The sequence below is a fragment of the Chryseobacterium ureilyticum genome, assembly GCF_900156735.1.
Taxonomy (GTDB): Bacteria; Bacteroidota; Bacteroidia; order Flavobacteriales; family Weeksellaceae; genus Chryseobacterium; species Chryseobacterium ureilyticum.
Map to the genome: position 1 here is coordinate 583,893 of NZ_FTOL01000001.1, position 21,341 is coordinate 605,233.

The following is a 21,341-nucleotide window of genomic DNA, read 5'->3' on the forward strand; positions in this document are numbered from 1 at the left end:
TATATCCAAACACCGCCACTTTTTAAACGTTTAGGACGCAAGTGGGATTTTCTGAAAATATATTTTTGTTTTTGATAATTTTTTTGGTTGTTTCTCATGGGTGTATCCAGCTTTATATTCGCTGCATAATTGAACAAATTTGTTTGCACTTGGGTGGATAAATAACCCCTGTCTCCAATCAACGTACAATTGTTCATTTGATGCTTGATATCTTGCAAAAAATGAATATAATGAATGCTTGCTGTAGAAATATCAAAACTTTGGAAAACTCCGGAAACAGAACAAACTGCATGTAATTTGTAACCATAATAATAACTCGATTGAGAAGCGCAATAACCTTTGCTGGGAAACGAAAATTCATTTTCCTTACAAATTTTAGAGCGGTTCGCTCTTGCGTTTTTGCAGATTTCTAAAGGCATCGAATCTACAATAAAAGTGGTTTCCATCTCATTAAATTTAGCAACCATAAGTTTTCTAATATTTTCCAAGTGTAAGAAAAGCTTTCTTTTTCTGCGATTAAACACACTTCTCTCAATCATTCCCTTTAGTTTTGAATTAGAGAGGTATCTAAACAACTGATATTCTGAATCTATCGATAAATATTCTGCAGAAATATTTATTGCAATGAGTTCTAAATCAGATAATTTTGGTTTAATTGGTTTGAAATAAAAATTTTCTTTGATGGTTAATTTTCTTAATTCCTTTAAAATAAAATCGTAAATTGCATCTAGGTTATTCATAATGTATTAGATTGGTAGTCAATACAATATACGAAATTTTCGTATTATGAGTAACCTTTTTTATAATGCACTACGGGTTAATATAATTGATTTTATTAAGTTTTCGGACTTTTGATAATGGCAATATAGGTATTTTTCAGATTGGGGTTGATAATAAATCAACTCCAATTGAGAGGTTAAACTGAATAGTAAACACTAAGAATAATAATATGTGTATCTCCTGTGCTTAATTATGAATTAGAAAGTGCAACATCTTTCCTAATTTAATTCTGTCTTATTAATGATTCGAGCTTATCATTATAAATTTTAAAGTTATCAGGATCATTACATATTTTAAATAGGTCAATGAGAAACTGATACATCTTTACAAGATGTGTATTTTTTATTCCTTGCGATTCCAGAATTTCGACACATCTTAATTGATGTATTATTGCTTCATCCAAATTGTTTTTCAAAATGGAACTCTCTGATAATTTATTGTAGTAGCTAGATAATAAAAATTCATTTCTCTTTTCTATAGGTATTGAATTATGATACTTAATAGCTTTCTTAATCAATGACTCAGATTCATCAAAATTTTTGGTCTTTCGGTGAAGTTCAGATAATATAGTGTAACCTACGCCCACTTGTGCATCACTATAAAAATAATTTTGTTTTCTAAGGGCTGCTACTTTTTGAAGACATTTTAGTACGTTTTCTGGATCATCTTTTAAAAGATATGCCTGGGCTAGATTTTGTAATGAGGTAATAAACATTAATAAATCACCTTTTTTAAAATTGCGGGAATGTTGCAAATATAAATTGTTAGCTTTTCTTTGGTATTTAATAATATCATCCAAAGAATTTTCAATGTTTAATGTTGATGCTAGATTGTTATACATTGCTCCTAAACAAAGCGCATCTTTTCCTAAATATTTTTCAGTTCTCCTTATCAAGTCTGCCCATAATTCAGCGCTATTTTCACGTATAAAGAAGAATGATGATAGATGCAAATATTCATTTTCAAGAAGTAAAAGTGGCTGATAAATACTTGCCCGATACTCTTCTTTGATGGTACTTAAAATTGATTCTGCATATTTTAAAAATCTGAATGATTCTTTCGGGTTATTATAACCTTCTGTTAATCTATGTGTTATCCAGGATATATAAAACATGAAACCAATAAAATCGCTATTCCTGGCTCTTAATCGATATATAATTGTTTGTTGCAGTATTTTATGGACTCGTATACTTTTCTTGTCATTCTCGTATTGGACAAGCCCTTTCCTTTCTAAAGAATTAATAGAGTTTATATAGCTTAGTTTGTTACCATCATAAAATTCCTTACCACAAATTAATACTAAATCTTCAATGATAATATCTGTAGATGGGAGTAAGGCAAGATAATCCAAAAAGAACTTTTCTTTATCGTTGATACCTTTTACAGAAAATTTTTGTAGAATAAAGTCAAATATAGCCGTTACTTTATTCTCCTTATCATAAAGGGCAATATCTATTTTGAGCAATTCATTATTTAGATTTTGTGTTTCTAAGGAATCAAATACAAACTCTAAAGTTAGATCAAATCCATTCTCAATAGTTTTCGCAACAAGCTCTATGATGAGGGTGTTAAACTCAATATAATTTAAAAAAGATTTAAATACTATTTCGTCAAATTCCTTTGAACAATGTAATTTAAACAAGCTGATCGCACTGTCATAATCCAAATGCGGTAGTAAGTACGGGTTTAAGGTTTTAAGTTTCGCTCGTGTAAGAAATATTTTCTTCCAATTTCTTAAACTCGCAATGGTATTTAGCGCAGAATAAGGCTCGTCATTTTCTTGTATGTCTAGTATGATGAGGTTATTTCCTCCAATTTTATCTAGCTCATTCAATATAATATTAAATTGTTCATCTACAGTTTTATCCTTATCCAAATTGATACGTAAGTTAGCAAGTAACAGGTTATTAAAGACAAATGAACTTTCTATTGATTTTTCGATATTTAACCATATGACGTTATTATATTTACTGCGGTTAATGGTAAGAAATTTTTTAGCAAATGTTGTTTTTCCAACACCACCATAATTATTAACTGTAATAAGTTTTTTTTTGTTGAGAATATCAAATGCCTCCTTAAGTTCATTTTCCCAGCCAAATACTTCCTCTACATCATTGACATATGGAACTAATGTCAAATCAAGATTTTCTAATGTATTTGGTCTTAGATTTTCTATTAATACAGCTTGATTTTCTTGTATGGATTCAACCGCTTTAATTCTATCCTTTATTTCCTCTAATTCAAAACCAATTAATTGTATAAATTTTGAATCAATTCTTTGCAATATTTCAGAATCTGTTAAATTTAAAAGGTTTTGTAAGTCTAGGCTTGTCAGGCATCGCATTGAAGTTTCGGTTTCTTGTGAACATCTGTATATTTCAGACAAAAGAACCCTAAAAATAATTTCGATCGGCTTATCACCAAACACCTTGTTCTTTAATAAGGATAATATGTTTTGCCTAATTTGGAAAATAGCTTCCTCTGTCGTAATTTCCCCGAAATCCCAGTGGACAGCTCTACAAAAATCTTCAACGATTAAATCATCCGAGAGAATATCACAGAGGGCTTTGTAACTTTTATTGATCTCAAGCTTTTTTACTGAAGAAATATTTTGGCGACTGAGTTTTGCTTGTCTTATCTTGTTAGATTCGGCTTTTAGTATTTCCCTATTTTTCTTTTTTAAAGATTCGAAGTCTGTAGAATTATCAAAAACTTCCCTGCTAAGCCATTTTCCCAATAATTTTTCTCTTTTTTGTATTCCAGAATTGGTAATAAAAGAGAATTTTGGGGTAATATTATTTTGCTTGTACCTAAGGTAGGTTATAAAAAAATCAAACAGAGTATGTTTTATCTCCTTTGAATTTAAACTAAAATCTGAACTATAGCATTTTAATTGTGTAAATACAAAGATCTTCCCAACCTCTTTAATATCATTGTCAACTTCTGTATAAATGGGACTGTCATCTCCATTTATAAAGTTGGTTATCCATTTTTTCAAGAAAGATAAGTACTGATAATAGAAACCTCTATTTGTTGAAATTGCATCGCCATTTCTTTTAAAAATTTTAATTGAGTTTAGGTCTATATCTGGCATTCCAAGTGAACAGTTTAAAATGAAACTCAAATATATCATTTATTGAAATAATTTGAATAAGAAAAGCATTCTTGAATCGCTTAAATCTAAAGAATCAATTGCTCAAGATTTTTATAGACAGTTAACCATTCTGTTTCTAATATGTTTAGTTTTTTCTGATGAAAATTGAAAGGATAATTATTATTTTTACGAGATATACCTGATACAGATATGAAGCCATTAATATTAGACTATAAGATTGTTCGTTCGGAGCCAGATTTTGCTCCCAACTACCAATATGATTCATTAGAATCCCTCAATATGCTGGAAATTGACGGTACAAAGATCCCGCTAATTGATGCATCGACCAATATTATGGTAGCGTTAGCTACCGTCACAAAAGTTAAAGCTGAAAGTGATACTAGTGCATTGTCTTTTGATTTAACTACCAGAACTAAGGTAAGTGGTGAAAAAGATGACTATCATTTAGATTATGTGATGTATACTACAAAAACTCTTGTTAAAATGGAAAATGATGATACGCGTACTCCTTATAACCAATAAAGCAGATATTACAACTGATTTTGTAGTAAAAAAACTTAAAGAGAAAAAAATAGAGTTTTACAGACTAAACACTGAAGAGTTAGGCGATAATGTTGAGGTAAATTTGGACTTTCATAAAGATAATTTTAAAATATCTGATAGGACAACTGGTAATCAAATAGATCTTTTGGATATTAGAAGTGTGTATTTTCGTAGACCAGAACTGCCCAACGATAATTCAGAGCTTAGTCGGGCTGAAAATCAATTTATACGCAATGAGATTAGTTATACATTAGAAGGTATCTATAAAATTTTAAATTCCGCATACTGGTTAAATAATGTTAAAAATATTAGAAATGCTGAAAATAAAATATTTCAGCTGCGACTAGCGAAAAAAATAGGTTTTACAATTGCCCACAGTTTGATTACGACCAATGCTGGTTCAGCAATGAATTTTTATGGAATGAATGAAGAGGACTGTATTATTAAACCGATTCGTACAGGATTAATATCTGATGACGGAAATGAAGAAGCGATCATTTTCACCAACAAAATATACCTCGACAAAAATAATGCTCAGCGTGTAGAAGGATGTCCAACATTTTTCCAAAAGCATATAAAAAAGAAAGGAGATATCAGGGTGACTGTAGTGGGAGAGAAGGTTTTTGCTGCCTTCATACACTCACAAGATTCTGACGACTCAAAAGTGGATTGGAGAGTTAGCCAAGATGGACTAAAACACAGTATTTATATGTTACCAGAAGATATTTCAGCTAATTGTATCAATCTACTGAGAGAGTTAGATTTAAATTTCGGTGCGATAGATCTCATTTTAAATGAAAATGGTGAATATGTATTCCTTGAAATTAATCCCAATGGCCAGTGGGCTTGGCTCGAAAAATTACTCGGTTTAGATATTTCGGGTGCTATAGTAAATTTGTTAAAAGATAAAATTGATGAACGAGAAACTACTTAAACTTAGAGAGCTGGTCTGGCCGTTGCTTGAAGAGGATAATAATGATTACATATCTAATCAGTATTTAACAGAAGAAGTCGAAGACCTTGAGGAAAATCCAGTTCTGAAAATTGAGGATGAAAACCTGGATCTTGCATTGCAATTACAAGGTAAGATATATCAAGAAGAAGATGATCGCAGAAAAGGTACCGAATCCAAAGCAGCTTTATTTATGGGATCTTTAAGTTTGGCAAATACTATTGTAATAGGTGCAAATACATTAATATGGGGTAAGGAGATTCCAAGTGGAGTTATCAAAACTTCGGTATTTATCTCAATCGTTTTAGCAATTTATACTCTCAGAACGGTATGGTTTTCAGTAAAAGTTTTGGAAAGGGGAACCTACCATGTGCTAGGCAATGAGGATATAAATATTTCAGGCGATAAAAATAAATACAAAAGAGACATTATTTCATCATTTTTCAAAATCATAAAGGGTAATGAGGCTGTAATAAATATGAAGGTTTCGCATTTGGTTATGGCGCAAGAATATTATAAGAGAGCAATGTTTGTTATTTGCTTATATGCATTCATGGTTTTCTATTTTTGTTTTTTCCTTTAGTGTTTTCCAGAATTTGTTTAGACAAGCATCGCTCATTTAAAACTTTGTCAAGTTTTTGATCGATTCAAATTAGGTGTTGACCTCTACGCAGATCCGAACCAATCCTTTAAAATCATTGTTTGCATTGAAAAATAAAAGAGTCAGCATTTTACTAACTCTTTTATTTTACTATTGTGGTTTGTCTACCAATATGCGATTTCAAAATTAATAATTTTAGTGTGCGAATATTAATTCAATCATAGCTGTACCACCCAATTGATAATTTTTAATCGGGTGCTTTTTGTTTCAACACTTTGACAAAAGATCAGCTATTTCAACATTATTTAGATCCGAAAGTGTATGTTAAAATTGCTGCCGAAGGTTACATTTAAATATTGGGCTACTAGATAAATTTATTTCCATGTTTAAAGACCATATTTTTTATATAGTCTCAAAATTCCATAAAAAAAATGTTTTGATGTAAAGTTTTCGGTTTGTTGCTTCTTTTGTCGTAGGATTTCCGAAAGGAGCACTTGAACGGATTAGCTTTACATTTTCTAAGTAGATTAATATAAAACCTAAACCATCAAAATTCAAATTTTTATAAAAATTATAATCTTACGGGTAACCGTAAAAATAAAAATATCTGCAAATGTAATTTAGCAATATGATTAAAATAACATTACCAAGTAGCGATGCGATCAAGGCTATCAACGACGCTAAAGAGGACTGCCTCCAACCAATTGGCTTTTTTATAAAGTACAAGGTTACATTTAATAAATTAACAATGGAAATCGAGCCAAATGAAGGATTTGAATATGATCCATCTGATATTTTTCATCTCGCATGGTACGCTAGAGAATACAAGTAAGGCTATTAAATTCTTGAACGGAAAGATTTAATTACAAAAATTCCCAGATTAGATTAGGGTACAATAGAAGAGATTACTTAAATGGTGGTCTCTTTTAAGCATTAATTCTAGCCAGAATTTTGATTAAAAATCTTTTGTTTCATTTTATATTAGATAAAAGGAATAAATTTCATTGGTTTAATTTTTACAGTATCTTAAAGAATAATCTTTGTTTTATTGGGAAATAATAATTTTTTAATGAGCAAACATATTTCATTCAATTGCAGATTATGAGTATATTCGTACGAATTCTGATTTAGTGTCGGCGAATAATAACTGACCTAAACTATTGATTATTAGAAAAAAAATATATTGTATATTTAATTTTATATCTCAACGTGGAGAGATATAGTTTAAAGGGAAAACGACTGTGTGGAGGTTATTCACTTTAAAAAAGTAACCATGAAACAATTATATAAAAATATTCTATTATCAATCGAACAACAGGAGAAGAATCTAGAACGAAGTACGAAAAGCACCATTGAAGAAGCTTATCATATGGTTTCTTTTCTTCGTCAATTATTAAGCGATCTTAAAACCCAAATTGCTAAAAATGGTTTTGCTAGAGCCGACGACGAAGTAGTCTTTTTTAAGACTGTCAAGCCCGAGATTTTAGGAAAACTCATTTACTATAATAAGCTTGTCCGTTTGGAAGTTATTAACCCTGAACTTTATGATTTGGTACAAGCTTATTACAGCGAGCAGATCAAGCTTTTAAATAAAGAATATAAAAAGCACCTGGAGAGTTCGGATTTTTACTGGTATTATCGTTCTGGTCGCTGCGATAAAGACAATTCATATTTTAGATTAGGTAATATTAATTTCTTCGATGGTGTAGACAGTTTTTTCTTTGAAGTTGATATTGAGTTTTCTACCTATTATGATTATAAAGTCGCTCAGATCATAGCGATGGACTTGCTTTTTTCCTATTATTTGTCGAAAATTAGTCAGAAAGACTCCAATAACACCGGCAGTTCCCCTATGTCTGAAAATGGAAGTTTTTCTTGGACGGATTCCAAGAATGCGTTAATTGAACTGATTTATGCACTACATGCCGCAGGTAGTGTGTCTAATGGAAGAGCTGGCCTGCGAAAAATGAGTAAACTATTTGAGGAAGTGTTTGAAATCAAATTGGGGGATATTCATCATGCATTCCATCAGATGAAGTTCAGGGCAGGAGAGAAAACCAGCTATTTACTTTTCTTAAAAAGTTCTCTAGAACAATATATGGATAGAGAACTTTAAGGTAGGTAGTAAATCTATTGTACAAGACAGGTAATCAAATCGATGACCTGTTTTTTATTGCCGAAATTTATGCTGTCCCGTTATACTGAATTTATTCGTAGGAATAACTAACCTGAAATTTACACAGCTGGCTTCGACAGTTCATACTTTTAGTATGTACCAATATACTAGTCATAGGATACCAATACAAACTGGTGCCACTATTAAAAAAATAACGAAAAAAAAGTTCATTTCTCTTGGTATATCCTTGGTACTACCTTGTACGATTTAGCGGAAAATCAAGGCCAATTTTGGTATGTAAACCAAATGTAAAAGGCTATGAATATAGATCGAGTTGAATTCCTCGCGTGGATGGATCGTATCATGAAGCGATTTGATATACTCGCAGGGGATCTTGAAATCCGCGACAAAAAGAGATTGAGTATCGACGGTGATGAACTGCTCGATAATCAAGACGTGCTTCAAATGCTAAAGATCACTTACCGATGTCTTCAGCGTTACCGTACAATCGGCAGAATAAAGTTTTTCACTATCAGTGGTAAAATTTATTATAAGAGTTCTGATGTGCAACAGTTTATTAGAGACAGTTATCACGGCGGAAAATATAGGTAAAAATAGGTTACTAACGGAATACATATAATACTGTAACGATTCCCATTCTACTTTCGATAATCTTAAAACTTTTTTATTATGAACGAACAAACAATCACTGACGAAAAGGTAGCCAAAGCGTTAGAGCCGCTGTCCGATATCCTATTGGTTCTTGACAAAGTTAAGAACAGGATCGAAGCTGTAAAAGGAGTAGATAAGGAGGGGAAACTGGAAACAGGAGAGCCCAAACAGAAGAATTTGCTGGATTTTATGCGCGTAGACAAAAGCGATATTTTCAGCAATTTCTTTTCTAATTTCTGGCGAAAACTCAACGATCCTACAGGATACAAGTTTTTTAAAATTGCCGACATCGATATGGAGGCGGTAGCGAAGAAATTACAATCTGCTCTCGATAATCCAACACCGGAAGGAAATAAATTGCTGGACGCATTGGAAGTGAAACATGACAATAAACAAAAAAAGCAGGATATGGAAAAGAAACAAGAAGTTAATCAAGGGAAAACCAAAGATGATGCAAAAAATGTGAATCGTTATAATGCAGATGAAATTGACTGGAATACAGCTCATAAATTTGGCTTGAACAGGGAGCTGTTAGAGAAAAATGGACAATTGGACAAATTGCTAAAAGGATACAAATCAGATACAATATTTAAGATTGAAGGAAATTTTGAAGGGCTCGCATTAAAAGGCGATGCTCGTCTTTCTTTAAGACAAGTCGATAATAAAATTGTTATTTTGACGCATGGTATACGACATAAAGCTCCTTTGGAAAATCCTTTTTATGGCCATAGATTTACAAGAGAGGATAAGGAGAACCTGATAAAGACCGGAAATATGGGACGGGTGGCTGAACTGACGAATACACAGGGTATTACAGTAAAGTCATTGATCAGTTTGGATAAATATACAAAGGAGCCGGTATCATATCCGCTTGAATGGATTAAAATCAATGATAAATTTGGTGGCGTAAAGTTAAGTAAGGAACAAAAGCAGGAACTCATGGAAGGAAAGCCCGTGCTCGTTGATGGTATGGTAAATACAAAAACAGGGGAACTGTTCAGCCAAACGTTGCAGTTCAGTGCGGATGACAGAAAAATTGTATTTGCCGGCAATAAAGAAACCCTAAATATTGAACAACAGCTTACAAGGGTAATTCCACCTGTCTTCAGAGACCGACAGCTTAGCGAAAAAGAACAGGATCAGCTAAAAGAGGGTAAAGCTATTTATCTGGAAGATCTTGTCAATAAGGATCAAAATAGAATATATTCAGGTTATGCCTTCTACAATGAACAAAAAGGAAAGGTTGACTTCTCCTTCCAGAAACCTCATTTGGAAAATCAGCTGGAGCAAGTCCTGGGTGATACAAATCAAGAGAAGAAACAGCGACAATCTCCGTTGCAAAAAGATGATTCAAAACAGGCCGCACGTAATACTGCAAGGACTGATGCGCAAGAAAGAAAGACACCTACAAGACGACCGAAACTTCACTAAAGTAAGCCATTATGAAAGCAATCTTAGCAGAAAAGCCTTCTGTAGCACATGAACTAGCCCGAATTGTAGGAGCAACTGAAAGAAAAGATGGATATTTTTTGGGGGATGATTTTATGGTCACATGGGCTTATGGACATCTTGTAGGACTGGCGATGCCTGCGGACTATGGAATAAAGGGGTTCAATAGGGAATCCCTTCCCATCATACCAGAAAATTTTATGCTTACCTGTAGAAAAGTAAAGGCTGGTAATGGTTATGTTTACGATGAAGGTTCAAAACGGCAATTAGAAATAATTGGCGAAGTTTTCGAAAAGTGCGACAGTATTATTGTTGCTACCGATGCAGGTAGGGAGGGTGAAGTAATTTTCCGATACATATATGAATATTTAGGCTGCGGTAAATCATTTGAGAGGCTTTGGATCAGTAGTTTAACAGAGAAAGCAATCATAAGCGGATTAAACAATTTGAAGCCCGGGGCTGATTTTGATGGTCTTTATTATGCGGGACGCGAGCGGTCACAGTCTGACTGGATGATCGGGATCAATGCCACGCAAGCACTTACGATCAGTTTAGGGGATGGTTTATATTCTTTAGGACGTGTTCAGACACCTACTTTATCGCTTATCTGCAAAAGATATATAGATCATAAATCGTTTGAGGTAAAAAGCTATTTTCAGATTGAGCTGGAACATAAAAAAGAGGGGATTATTTTCAAGAGTTTATCGGGTGATAAATGGGAAGAACGAACTAAAGCAGAATCTGCAATAAGATCTATGGAGCGTGAAGGTACTGTACTTGTTGTGGATGTTGAAAAGAAGTCCGGTTCCCTGATGGCACCATTACTTTTTGATTTGACAGGCTTACAAAAAGAGGCCAACAGAAAGCTGGGTTTTTCCGCGGAAAAAACACTGGAAATAGCGCAGATCTTGTATGAAAAGAAATTGATAAGTTACCCCCGTACGGGATCAAAGTATATTCCCGAAGATGTCTGGTGCGAAATTCCAAATCTAATTGTCGCTTTAGGAGCTTCCAACGCTTTTAAAGAAAAGGTCGAAAAGGTTAAATGGGAGAGATATAACAAGCATATCGTCAATGATGTGAAAGTAACTGACCATCATGGAATTTTAATAACGGAGAATATCCCTAGCATTTTGGACGCGCACGAAAATGCACTTTATGATTTGATCGCCTGCCGACTTCTTGAAGCTATTTCACCAGCCTGCCACAGGGAAACTACTTCTGCAACATTAGAAATCCTCCATTATAATTTTACAATTAAAGCAATAAAGATTACGTCTCCAGGCTGGAAGTCGATCAATGGGACTTTTAATGAAGAAGAGGACGACGATATTTATGATCTGCCGCACCTCCACAAGGGCGATCTCTTACAGGTAAACGCTGCGACGCTTCTTTCCAAGAAAACAAAGCCACCCGCATTATATACTGAAGCCGAACTTCTATCAGCAATGGAAAATGCGGGTAATAGCATTGTGGATATTGAGGAGAGAAAGGCACTTAAAACCATTGGAATAGGTACACCGGCTACCCGTGCTTCGGTTATTGAAACGCTTTTCGACAGGGACTATATCCGTCGGGAAAAGAAGTCGGTTATTCCTACTGAGAAGGGCCTTCTTGTTTATCAGATCGTAGCGGATAAAAAAATAGCAGATGTTTCTATGACAGCGCAATGGGAACTTGCATTTGAAAAGATACAGAATAATGAAATGTCTGCTACGGAATTTCATGCTGAACTTGAGAAGCTAACACAAGAGGTTACCATGGAACTGCTGACGGAGAAAACTGCGGATGCGGGTCCTCAAGATATATACTGCCCAAAATGCAGTAGTAAAGCCTATTTGCGTGAAAAGGTAATCAAATGCTGTAGTGATGAATGCGGATGGATACTTTTTCGAAAGGTGTGCGGAATACAATTAAGCTATAAAAATATAGAAGCTTTGCTTACCAAGAAAAGAACACCACTGATCCGCAAGATGGTCGGTCACAGTGGAAAACCATTTGATGCCTATATTGTGTTATCGGAGGACGGTACTACTTCTTTTGAATTTGAGCAGAAAAAGAAACGAAAGTTCAGATAATTTTCATGATATGATTTGGTGTGAAGCCTGAGATCGACAGAGATTTCAGGCTTCTTTTTTACCCCATTTTTCAATTAGGAAAATGGTGGACATTTAAGGCTATAATACCTTCTGATGGGCTCTGCCAGTAGTTCTATGGCTAGGTTTACCTGACAAGTAAATAATAGACATTATGAAAAAAGAGCAAAAGGATTTTTCCTACTATCAATTAAAACTACAGGAGCATATAGAAGCCAGTTTCCCTGAGCGGTTAGATGATCCCAAATTTATCAGCCAACGGGCACGGTGGGCAGCCAATGCTTATGACGGCGCTTTCAGGTCTGGCAACCATGTTACTAAATGCGATGAAATAGCCGATTACATTCTTTATGAGGGGCTTCACTTTTCGAAATTCACTACGCTTTTTGAGGTGCTGACATACGAGTTCAGCGACCTGCTGTTTGATTTTGAATTCAGGGATTTTGCATTAAAAATACTTCCTACCTGCGAAGAGGTTTTTGCAAAGTATGATCTAACCGATGATTTTGCATATTCAAATGATTATGACCTGCTATACACAGAAATGACAGGTTTCATCGCCATATGGATCGAGCAACATGGCATTCAATAAGAGGCAGCACCTCCAGCAGAATATTGATGCCCTGAAAATAGCTTTCAATGTTGAAAATGAAAAACGTAAACCAACATCGGGCGAAGAGCAACAATTGTCATTATATGCGGGATTTGGCGGGTTAAAATGTGTGCTTAATCCAGCCGAATTACCGGAAGACATTGAAAAATGGAATCGCAGTGAAAAGCCATTGTTTGCTCTGACAAAAGAGCTCTACGGTTTATTACGTGAACACGCTAAAAATGATATTGAATATAAAAATTGGGTCAACGGTGTTAAGAGCTCTGTATTAGACGCGTTCTATACGCCAAAAGAAATAACCGAAGTTATTGTGTCAGTAATAGGAGGGGATGATTTAGGAATCAATAAAGTACTCGAACCCTCAGCGGGTGTTGGCGCCTTTATTCATCCTTTTAAAAACAAAACGAACCTTCGTGTTACGGCCTATGAACAAGATCCTTTGACGGGAAAAATTTTGCAATTACTGCATCCAGAGGCTGATGTACGAGTGGCGGGTTTTGAAAGTATCGCTGATCAGGAAGAAGGACTTTATGACCTAATTGTAAGTAATATACCCTTTGGGACGAGTTCCGTATTTGATCTTTCCTTTGCGAGAGGTAAGGATGAAGCACGCAAAATTGCAACCAAAAGTATTCACAACTATTTCTTTTTAAAGGCTACAGATAAGCTCAGGGAGGGCGGTATCCTTGCCTTTATAACCTCACAGGGTATTATGGACAGTCCATCCAATCAGCCCGTCCGCGAGGCACTGATGCGCGAGCACCTGTTAGTCTCTGCAATAAGACTTCCTAACAATCTATTTGAGGGGGCAGGAACGGCGGTAGGGAGTGACCTGATCGTTTTGCAGAAGAGCAGCAATAGAGAGCCATTATCCCACCGGGCAAAAGATTTTATTCATACAGTATCCGGTGACCAGGGTTCATACTGCAATATTTTGTTTTTTAATCCTAACCATATTGTATCGACCCGATACATTGAGGATACAGATCCATATGGTAAAAAGAGGACAATCTATCTGCATGATGGCGGAAAAGAAGGGATCGCCAGTGATCTTAAAGGTAAGCTTTCAGCCGATTTCAGTGCCTTTTTTAATTTCAAACTATACAATGGTTTTGCTGTTGAAAAGGATTCAGATTCGCAACAAAAGGATATTTTGCAAACTCCTTTGGGAGAACATTCTACTTCTAAAAGTAAAAATACACGGAATAATGATGAGCAACCTGTTCAACTAAGTTTATTTTCTGACCAACAAATTGAAAGTTTTACGCAACGTTCGTTTTCAAAAAAAACAGTTCGTAAATCGAAACAACAAAGTAAAGTACAGCAACTTTCGTTATTCGAACATGCATCTACAAATGATAAGACAAAGGCCACAGATTCTGACCAAAGCATCAGAGATAATAATACAAAACGGAGTAAAAAAACTGCTGATCTAAAAGATAATCGATCGAACAGAATACATACGCTTTCACTTTTTTCAGAAATTACTGAACAGGCCGAACTGATGGAGCCAGTTGTATTTAAAGGAGAAAAAAAAGAATACTACGGGGATAACACTTTGGTGGCTTATAATGGTAATGTTGGACCGATCAAATGGAATTTCCGGGAAGGACACTATATTTTTCATCCGCTTTTAATTGCTGAAAAACAAAAAAGTAGGATCGAAGACTATATAAAATTTAGGGACTGTTATCATAACTTATATCACTATGAGGTAACTCAGAAAGAAGAAGATACTTTAGGTCGGAGATCACTTAATATTCAATATGACACATTTGTAAAAAAATATGGCAATTTAAATGCTGCGGAGAATATCAAAGTTATTAAAACGGATGCTTCGGGAAATGAAATCCCTTATCTGGAACGTGTTATTGGAGGAATAATCCACAAAGCGGATATTTTTGACCATCCCGTTAGTTTTTCAACTGATGATTTAACAGTCAATACCGCCAGTGAGGCATTATCGGCTTCCCTAAATCTTTCGGCTAAAGTTGACCTTGATTTCATGTGTAACATTTCTGGAATCTCAATTGAAGAACTGAAAGAGCAGTTGAAAGGAAGGATTTATTATAATCCGCTTCTGGGATCATATGAAACTTCGCAAACATTTCTATCCGGTAACGTTGTCGAAAAGGCAAAGCAGCTTAGCAATTATTTTACGGAGGTTGTCGCAGACCAACAGGGGGAAGAAAGTTTAAAAGCTCTCCAAGAGGTTAGACCGACTTTAATATCATTTGAAGAACTGGATTTTAATCTTGGTGAACGCTGGATTGACACAGACATTTATAGCAGTTTTGCCAGCCATCTTTTTGAAACGAAAGTCACAATTCAATATACCGAAAGTTCGGATGATTTTGCCGTGCAATGCAGCGGTAGCAATATAATCATCACAGAAAAATATGCGGTAAAGTCAGACAGTAGAAATTTTGACGGACTGAATCTCTTACGGCATGCATTAGTCAATACCACACCGGACATTACAAAGAAAGCGTATTTAGCAGACGGTACTGAGGTAAAGGTACGGGATATGGAAGCTATTCAAGCTGCAAATAGCAAAATTGATGATATTAGAAGGGCTTTTACGGACTGGTTATTCGACCAAAGTGAAGAATTTAAAGATGGACTCACTGAAAAGTATAATGACCTATTTAATTGTCATGTCCGGCCACAATACGACGGCAGCCATCAGGCTTTTCCGGGGCTCAACCGAAGAGCTGTAGGTATTGAAGATCTATATGGTAGTCAGAAAGATGCGGTATGGATGATCAAATGTAATGGTGGCGGGATCTGCGACCACGAGGTTGGTGCCGGAAAGACGTTAATTATGTGTACTGCTGCCCAAGAAATGAAGCGGCTGGGATTGGTTCATAAGCCGATGATTATTGCTTTAAAAGCCAATGTACATGAAATCGCCGAGACTTATCGCAAAGCATATCCCCACGCCAAACTATTATATCCTGGAAAAAAGGATTTTACTCCGCAGAACCGACTGAGAATCTTCGGCGAAATAAAAAATAATGATTGGGACTGTATTATTCTTACGCATGAGCAGTTCAGTATGATTCCCCAATCGTCAGAACTTCAAAAAGAAATTTTGAATATTGAACTGCAAGGAATTGAGCGTAATCTTGAAGTTTTGAGATCACAGGGGAAAGATGTTTCCGGTGCAATGCTTAAAGGAGTTGAGATAAGGAAAAAAAACCTAAATGTAAAGCTGAAAAGCCTGGAAAGCGACATTGAAAACCGAAAAGATGATGTGGTTGACTTTAAAATGATGGGTATCGACCACTTGTTCGTGGACGAGAGCCACCGATTTAAAAACCTGATGTTCAATACCCGGCATGAACGTGTTGCAGGATTGGGAAATGCACAGGGGAGTCAGCGGGCTTTAAATCTACTGTTTGCAATCAGAACCATACAGGAGCGTACGGGGAAAGATCTTGGAGCCACCTTTTTGTCAGGTACCACGATAAGTAATTCTTTAACGGAGCTATATCTGTTGTTTAAATACCTGCGTCCAAAAGCACTGGAAAGACAGGGGATAAACTGTTTCGACGCATGGGCGGCAATTTATGCTCGAAAATCGGTTGATTATGAATTTTCGGTAGCCAATAATATTGTTCAAAAAGAAAGGTTCAGGCATTTTATTAAGGTTCCTGAACTGGCGCAATTTTATTCGGAGATAACAGACTATAGGACAGCTAAGGACATAGGAATTGACCGTCCTGAGAAAAAAGAAAGCTTAATTCATATCCCCCCAACACTGGATCAGGAAAGATTCATAAAGAAATTAATGGAGTTCGCGGAAACCGGAAAGGCCGAATTGTTGGGAAGAGAGCCACTTTCTCCGACAGAAGAGAAAGCAAAAATGTTGATCGCAACAGATTATGCGCGGAAAATGTCGCTTGATATGCGTATGATCTCCTCTGAGTATGGTGATCACCCCGGTAATAAGGCATCTGTTTGTGCCGCGAACCTTGCCAAATATTATAGAAGATTCGATGCTCAAAAAGGGACACAATTTGTTTTTTCAGACTTGGGAACATACAAGCCGGATCAGTGGAATATTTACTCGGAAATCAAGCGCAAGCTAATGCATGACTATGATATTCCGGCTCATCAGATCCGCTTTATCCAAGAGGCTAAAACTGGCGACCAGCGGAAAGAACTTATTAAAGCTACCAATGAGGGAAAAATACGGATACTCTTTGGTTCAACGGAAATGCTGGGTACGGGTGTTAATGCTCAAAAGCGTGCGGTCGCTGTACATCATCTGGATATTCCTTGGCGGCCTTCTGATCTGGCCCAGCGTGATGGACGTGCCATAAGGAAGGGAAATGAGATTGCCAAGCACTTTGGAAATAATATAGTAGATGTCTTTATTTATGCCGTTGAAAAGTCTTTAGACAGCTACAAATTTAACACACTATATAATAAACAGATTTTTATTGACCAATTGAAGAGTAATAATGTAGGTGTGCGGACTATCGATGAGGGAGCCATGGATGAAAAAACGGGAATGAGCTATTCGGAGTATCAGGCTATTTTGTCAGGTAACACAGATTTGCTGGAGAAAGCTAAATTGCAGAAGCGGATTGCAGCCCTCGAAGGAGAAAAAATGTCATTCATGCGGTCTAAGAGAAGCTCATTATATAAACTTGAAACTGTTTCAGAAGATTTGAAGACTGGCAAGTCACTTCTTGAACGTCTAAAAACAGATTGGACTAATTTTAATGAACGTGTTAAAAAAACTGATACTGGAAACATCATAAACGCTATTAGTCTTGATGGCTTGAATGAAAAGGCTACCGTGAAAGAAATCGGTGACCACCTGAATAAGTTATCATTTACTATGAGAACAGGAGGAGATTATAGGGAAATTGGCTCATTATATGGCTTTCGACTTTTGGTGAAAACAGAATTTTCTGAAAAGAAGGATTCTTTAGAAAGAGATAACCGTTTTTTCATCAGTGGTGAAGGTAATTTAAAATATACCCATAATAATGGAATTATGGCGAGTGACCCGGAGCGTGCTTCATTGAATTTTCTAAGCGCTTTGCAGAAGATCCCGGGATTGATAGAAGCGGAGGAAAAGAAGGTTTCTGCATTAACAAAAGATGAGCTGGTACTCAGTGAAATTGTATCTGGAGACTGGAAAAAAGACGGAAGTCTAGAGGAGTTGAGAATTCAGTTAGCTGCGATGGAGAGGAAAATCCTATTATCCCTGGATGAGGGTAAAGAGAACGTTCGACAAGTAGAAGATGTTCTAACAAAGAATGAACCTTCAAAAAAAATATCGCATCTTAAACCGTGAGAAAATACAATCAGGTGCAGGTAAACTCTATAAAATAGCCCGTCCATATGATGTTTGGACGGGCTGGATTTTAAGCCTTTGAAGCTTCCAGAGACGTTTTTCTAAACTCCTTTAAAAGTTTTTCTAGTTCTAGAGATGCTTTGCGAGCTCTTGTTCCCGCAGCTTTGTTTCCTTTTTCGGCTTGTAATCCCGCATCAGTTTTGAATGCTTCTACGGCAACGTTAATTTTTTCGATCAGTTCTTTCATGTTCAATTAGAAAAATTTTTAAGAGCAAAAATAGACTTTTATTAATTTTAAACCAAAAAAACACATGTACTTGCCTTCAAACAGCAAAATTAATCCGGTCGGATCAGATGAGCAAGATCAGGATCATTCTGTATACGTGACATTTCTTTCTCTATAATAATAGTGACATCCTGTTTAATCTGTTTATAATTTTCGTTAATTTCCTGTTCCATATTATTTTCACCATATTCGGATAGGAAAGAACGTATCAGGGGAATGGGTTGATAATTCTTTGTCTCGTTGGCGACCTTCTCGGTATCTACCACGATCTGGGCATGGAATATCTTTTGTTCTATTTTTTCACCAAAATTGTCAGCTACGGCTCCAACAAACATCCCCTGTGATAAGGTTGAGATCTTTGATGCAGGAATCAGACTATCAAGCTGTGTGGAAATCGAAGAGCTGGTATCATTTCTGTTGATACTGATGGATTGTCTTTTTTGTACAATTTTCCCGAACCTTTCTGACAATGTTTTTGCAGTGTCGCCAACCACTTGTCCCGCGAAAATATTACCTACGATATTCTGGATTACTTTAGATTCTTTATCGCCATAATCTCGGGTTAACATTGAAAAGTCTTGCAATCCCAAGCATACGGATATTAAATTACTCCTAGCGGAGGCAATCAAGTTGTCCAAGCCTCGAAAATAAATCTGGGGTAGCTCATCGATAATCAACGAGCACTTTAGCTGCTTTTTTTTATTGATCAGACGAACAATTCTTGAATTATAAAGGCCTAGCGCAGCCGAATATATATTTTGCCTGTCCGGGTTACTACCAACACATAAAATCTTCGGTTCTTTCGGATTATTGATGTCAAGTGAAAAATCATTCCCGGTCATTACCCAGTATAATTTTGGAGATATGATTCTTGATAATGGTATTTTTGCAGATGCGATCTGACCCTGTAGCTGATCTTGCGCTCCACCTTCCCATGCATCTAAAAAGGGACTAATGTAGTTTTGTAGCTCCGGATAGCTTGTTAAAATGGTAAAAATATCAGCATACTTTTTATTAAGTAGCTCAATCGCGTGCGGGAAAGTACAGTATTTTCCATTGTCATAGATCTTCAGAAACCATATGATCGCCGCTAACAGGATGATTGGTGATTCGACAAAGAAATCGCCAGTTTTCTGAATCCATGTCCTGTTTAAATTTAACATTATCGTATATGCAGATTCGTACGCATCGGAAATATCACTCAAAAATGAGGGGCTTAAAGGATTACATCGATGACTGCGACGGGGATCATCAAAGTTTAAAACGTAAAACTGTGGTTTGGTGTTATACTTATCGTAATGTTTCAACAAATGGTTATATACGATTAGAGAAAGATCGTCAAATTTGAAATCGAATACATACATAGAGAATCCTTTCTCAATGTGCTGCTTGATATAATTGTTTATAATAGCATAACTTTTTCCTGATCCTGGTGTACCGGCAACTATTGCAGCACGAAAAGGATTTACGACATTTATCCATCCATCGTTCCATTTTCCTTGATAATAGAATTGTGTAGGTAGATTAACGGAGTATTCATTTTCGATAAGACGGGTTTCCTGCATGAAACTTTCATTTTCGTTGTTGAAAGGGTCGTCCATTAACCTGTTTTTTAAGAGCCTGCTCATCCATAAACCAGCTACCATCAGCACGATAAATCCCGCTGAAGTAGTAAGCATATACAGAGGATTTGAAATTTTAAGGAGCGGAAAATTTAAAAGAAAAAGAACTGAACCGGATATTAGGCATATGTAAATGTTTTTCCATTTAATTTTTTCATTTTTTACACCTTTGGTCCCAAGGCAACTGAGCGCCAATAAGATCAACGCAAATACTTTACTATATAGCGAATTGTCGAAGAGGCCGGCTGTCCTTTGAAAGTTCTTTAATATCCTTTCCAGAACTTCAAGTGTCCATCCTTGGTCGTAGAAAAAAGAATAACAGAACCAGTAGAAATTCATAAGTACCAATAGGATACTAACTGCACGCATAAAGGCCATAATTTTGGCTAATCCTCGTAAATCGTCTTCTTGCATAAGTGATAATTTTCATCATAGATATTATCTCTGCGGATGAAAATTTGAGAAGTAGTTTTTAGCGGTATAAATTGTCCTGTAATGTCTTATAGCAAGGTTAAAAACAAGTTTTTAGAGACACGAAAAATTGGTGCGAAATGTGGGTTTTTAAAATTGGAATATTTTCGGAGAATTTCTATTTTGAGATAAAATTCATATTATTAAAAAGAATTTCGAAAGTAAATACATTATCATGCTGGATACAATAGGACAATATGAAGAACATTTTACTAAGCAGACTTTTAGGATTACATTTAAAACCCGTGATTTCCAGATTGTTTTATTGAAAAAAGATTTAACGAAGGACCAAGAAGAATTTTCTGTTTTATTAGATGGGCTGGTTCAGACTCTTATTAAGCGAGATGGAAAATGGCATTTTGCACATGGCGAAGATAAGGATCTTGCAGAAAACATCTGGCGCCAAATAGCTCTTCGTTATAGGTTATGATATCCAAGTTAGCCTAATCGTCTACATTTTTGGGAATTCAATCAATAAAAATTATAGGTCATTTATGAAAGTAGATTTTAGGATACCTAAAAAGTTTGTTATATATCAAAAAGGGTCGGTCTTTTTCAAATTTTGATAATGAGGTGGATCATAATGTGGCATCTTGGATAGAAGGAAAGAATTACTGTGCTGAATTTACGGCCGGTAATTTTCACGGGCTTGTATGGTGGAATGATGAACCGGGATACTGGTGCGTTGAAATATGGCAAGATCGCGTCTAT

General features: G+C 35.7%; 13 protein-coding genes and 1 pseudogene. 10 read left to right on the forward strand and 4 right to left on the reverse strand.

Annotation, left to right across the window (positions count from 1 at the left end; all coding sequences use genetic code 11):
- Positions 1-17: 17 nt before the first annotated feature.
- Positions 18-740: pseudogene (locus BW983_RS02325) on the reverse strand (IS982 family transposase); the annotation flags it as partial.
- A gap of 263 nt (positions 741-1,003) precedes the next feature.
- Positions 1,004-3,874 (reverse strand): tetratricopeptide repeat protein, encoded by a 2,871-nt coding sequence (locus BW983_RS02330; RefSeq protein ID WP_076549614.1) that lies wholly within the window; start codon positions 3,872-3,874, stop codon positions 1,004-1,006.
- Positions 3,875-4,084: 210 nt separating this feature from the next.
- Between BW983_RS02330 and BW983_RS02335 the strand changes: the two genes are divergently transcribed.
- The 9 genes from BW983_RS02335 (at position 4,085) to BW983_RS02380 (ending at position 18,251) form a co-directional block, all read left to right on the forward strand.
- Positions 4,085-4,417 carry a hypothetical protein gene (locus tag BW983_RS02335; RefSeq protein ID WP_076549615.1) on the forward strand — a complete coding sequence of 111 codons (333 nt, stop codon included), beginning with the start codon at positions 4,085-4,087 and terminating at the stop codon, positions 4,415-4,417.
- Positions 4,389-5,372 carry an MvdC/MvdD family ATP grasp protein gene (locus BW983_RS02340; RefSeq protein WP_076549617.1) on the forward strand — a complete coding sequence of 328 codons (984 nt, stop codon included), beginning with the start codon at positions 4,389-4,391 and terminating at the stop codon, positions 5,370-5,372. The genes BW983_RS02335 and BW983_RS02340 overlap by 29 nt, the downstream gene beginning before the upstream one ends.
- On the forward strand, positions 5,353-5,973 hold the full coding sequence (locus BW983_RS02345) for a hypothetical protein (RefSeq protein WP_076549618.1): 621 nt from the start codon (positions 5,353-5,355) through the stop codon (positions 5,971-5,973). Before BW983_RS02340 ends, BW983_RS02345 begins: the two co-directional genes overlap by 20 nt.
- Positions 5,974-7,264: 1,291 nt before the next feature.
- On the forward strand, positions 7,265-8,107 hold the full coding sequence (locus BW983_RS02355; RefSeq protein ID WP_076549620.1) for an RteC domain-containing protein: 843 nt from the start codon (positions 7,265-7,267) through the stop codon (positions 8,105-8,107).
- Positions 8,108-8,470: 363 nt separating this feature from the next.
- The gene (locus tag BW983_RS24285; RefSeq protein ID WP_449391183.1) at positions 8,471-8,719 is read left to right on the forward strand and encodes a helix-turn-helix domain-containing protein; all 249 of its coding nucleotides are present in this window, start codon (positions 8,471-8,473) and stop codon (positions 8,717-8,719) included.
- A gap of 78 nt (positions 8,720-8,797) precedes the next feature.
- The gene (locus BW983_RS02365; RefSeq protein WP_076549623.1) at positions 8,798-10,210 is read left to right on the forward strand and encodes a DUF3945 domain-containing protein; all 1,413 of its coding nucleotides are present in this window, start codon (positions 8,798-8,800) and stop codon (positions 10,208-10,210) included.
- Positions 10,211-10,221: 11 nt separating this feature from the next.
- The gene (locus tag BW983_RS02370) at positions 10,222-12,306 is read left to right on the forward strand and encodes a type IA DNA topoisomerase (protein WP_076549624.1); all 2,085 of its coding nucleotides are present in this window, start codon (positions 10,222-10,224) and stop codon (positions 12,304-12,306) included.
- A 172-nt stretch (positions 12,307-12,478) separates the two neighbouring features.
- Positions 12,479-12,916 carry a DUF1896 family protein gene (locus tag BW983_RS02375; RefSeq protein WP_076549626.1) on the forward strand — a complete coding sequence of 146 codons (438 nt, stop codon included), beginning with the start codon at positions 12,479-12,481 and terminating at the stop codon, positions 12,914-12,916.
- Positions 12,903-18,251, forward strand: a complete 5,349-nt coding sequence (locus BW983_RS02380) for an N-6 DNA methylase (protein WP_076549627.1) — start codon at positions 12,903-12,905, stop codon at positions 18,249-18,251. The genes BW983_RS02375 and BW983_RS02380 overlap by 14 nt, the downstream gene beginning before the upstream one ends.
- A 70-nt stretch (positions 18,252-18,321) precedes the next feature.
- Here BW983_RS02380 and BW983_RS02385 read toward each other — a convergent pair whose 3' ends face one another.
- Both BW983_RS02385 and mobC read right to left on the reverse strand, forming a co-directional pair.
- Entirely contained in the window at positions 18,322-18,498 is a 177-nt protein-coding gene (locus tag BW983_RS02385) for a histone H1 (RefSeq protein WP_076549629.1), read from the reverse strand.
- 89 nt (positions 18,499-18,587) lie between these two features.
- Positions 18,588-20,573 (reverse strand): conjugal transfer protein MobC, encoded by a 1,986-nt coding sequence (gene mobC / locus BW983_RS02390; RefSeq protein ID WP_076549630.1) that lies wholly within the window; start codon positions 20,571-20,573, stop codon positions 18,588-18,590.
- A gap of 232 nt (positions 20,574-20,805) precedes the next feature.
- Here mobC and BW983_RS02395 point away from each other — a divergent pair, with 232 nt between their 5' ends.
- On the forward strand, positions 20,806-21,060 hold the full coding sequence (locus tag BW983_RS02395) for a hypothetical protein (RefSeq protein WP_076549632.1): 255 nt from the start codon (positions 20,806-20,808) through the stop codon (positions 21,058-21,060).
- Positions 21,061-21,341 lie beyond the last annotated feature (281 nt).

Excerpts from the sequence above, each read along its gene's own strand:
- BW983_RS24285 (WP_449391183.1), top strand. The coding sequence starts at position 8,471 with ATGAAGCGATTTGATATACTCGCAGGGGATCTTGAAATCCGCGACAAA.
- BW983_RS02355 (WP_076549620.1), top strand. The coding sequence starts at position 7,265 with ATGAAACAATTATATAAAAATATTCTATTATCAATCGAACAACAGGAG.
- BW983_RS02330 (WP_076549614.1), bottom strand. The coding sequence starts at position 3,874 with ATGCCAGATATAGACCTAAACTCAATTAAAATTTTTAAAAGAAATGGC.
- BW983_RS02380 (WP_076549627.1), top strand. The coding sequence starts at position 12,903 with ATGGCATTCAATAAGAGGCAGCACCTCCAGCAGAATATTGATGCCCTG.
- mobC (WP_076549630.1), bottom strand. The coding sequence starts at position 20,573 with ATGCAAGAAGACGATTTACGAGGATTAGCCAAAATTATGGCCTTTATG.
- BW983_RS02345 (WP_076549618.1), top strand. The coding sequence starts at position 5,353 with ATGAACGAGAAACTACTTAAACTTAGAGAGCTGGTCTGGCCGTTGCTT.
- BW983_RS02365 (WP_076549623.1), top strand. The coding sequence starts at position 8,798 with ATGAACGAACAAACAATCACTGACGAAAAGGTAGCCAAAGCGTTAGAG.
- BW983_RS02340 (WP_076549617.1), top strand. The coding sequence starts at position 4,389 with ATGATACGCGTACTCCTTATAACCAATAAAGCAGATATTACAACTGAT.
- BW983_RS02375 (WP_076549626.1), top strand. The coding sequence starts at position 12,479 with ATGAAAAAAGAGCAAAAGGATTTTTCCTACTATCAATTAAAACTACAG.
- BW983_RS02335 (WP_076549615.1), top strand. The coding sequence starts at position 4,085 with ATGAAGCCATTAATATTAGACTATAAGATTGTTCGTTCGGAGCCAGAT.
- BW983_RS02395 (WP_076549632.1), top strand. The coding sequence starts at position 20,806 with ATGCTGGATACAATAGGACAATATGAAGAACATTTTACTAAGCAGACT.
- BW983_RS02370 (WP_076549624.1), top strand. The coding sequence starts at position 10,222 with ATGAAAGCAATCTTAGCAGAAAAGCCTTCTGTAGCACATGAACTAGCC.
- BW983_RS02385 (WP_076549629.1), bottom strand. The coding sequence starts at position 18,498 with ATGAAAGAACTGATCGAAAAAATTAACGTTGCCGTAGAAGCATTCAAA.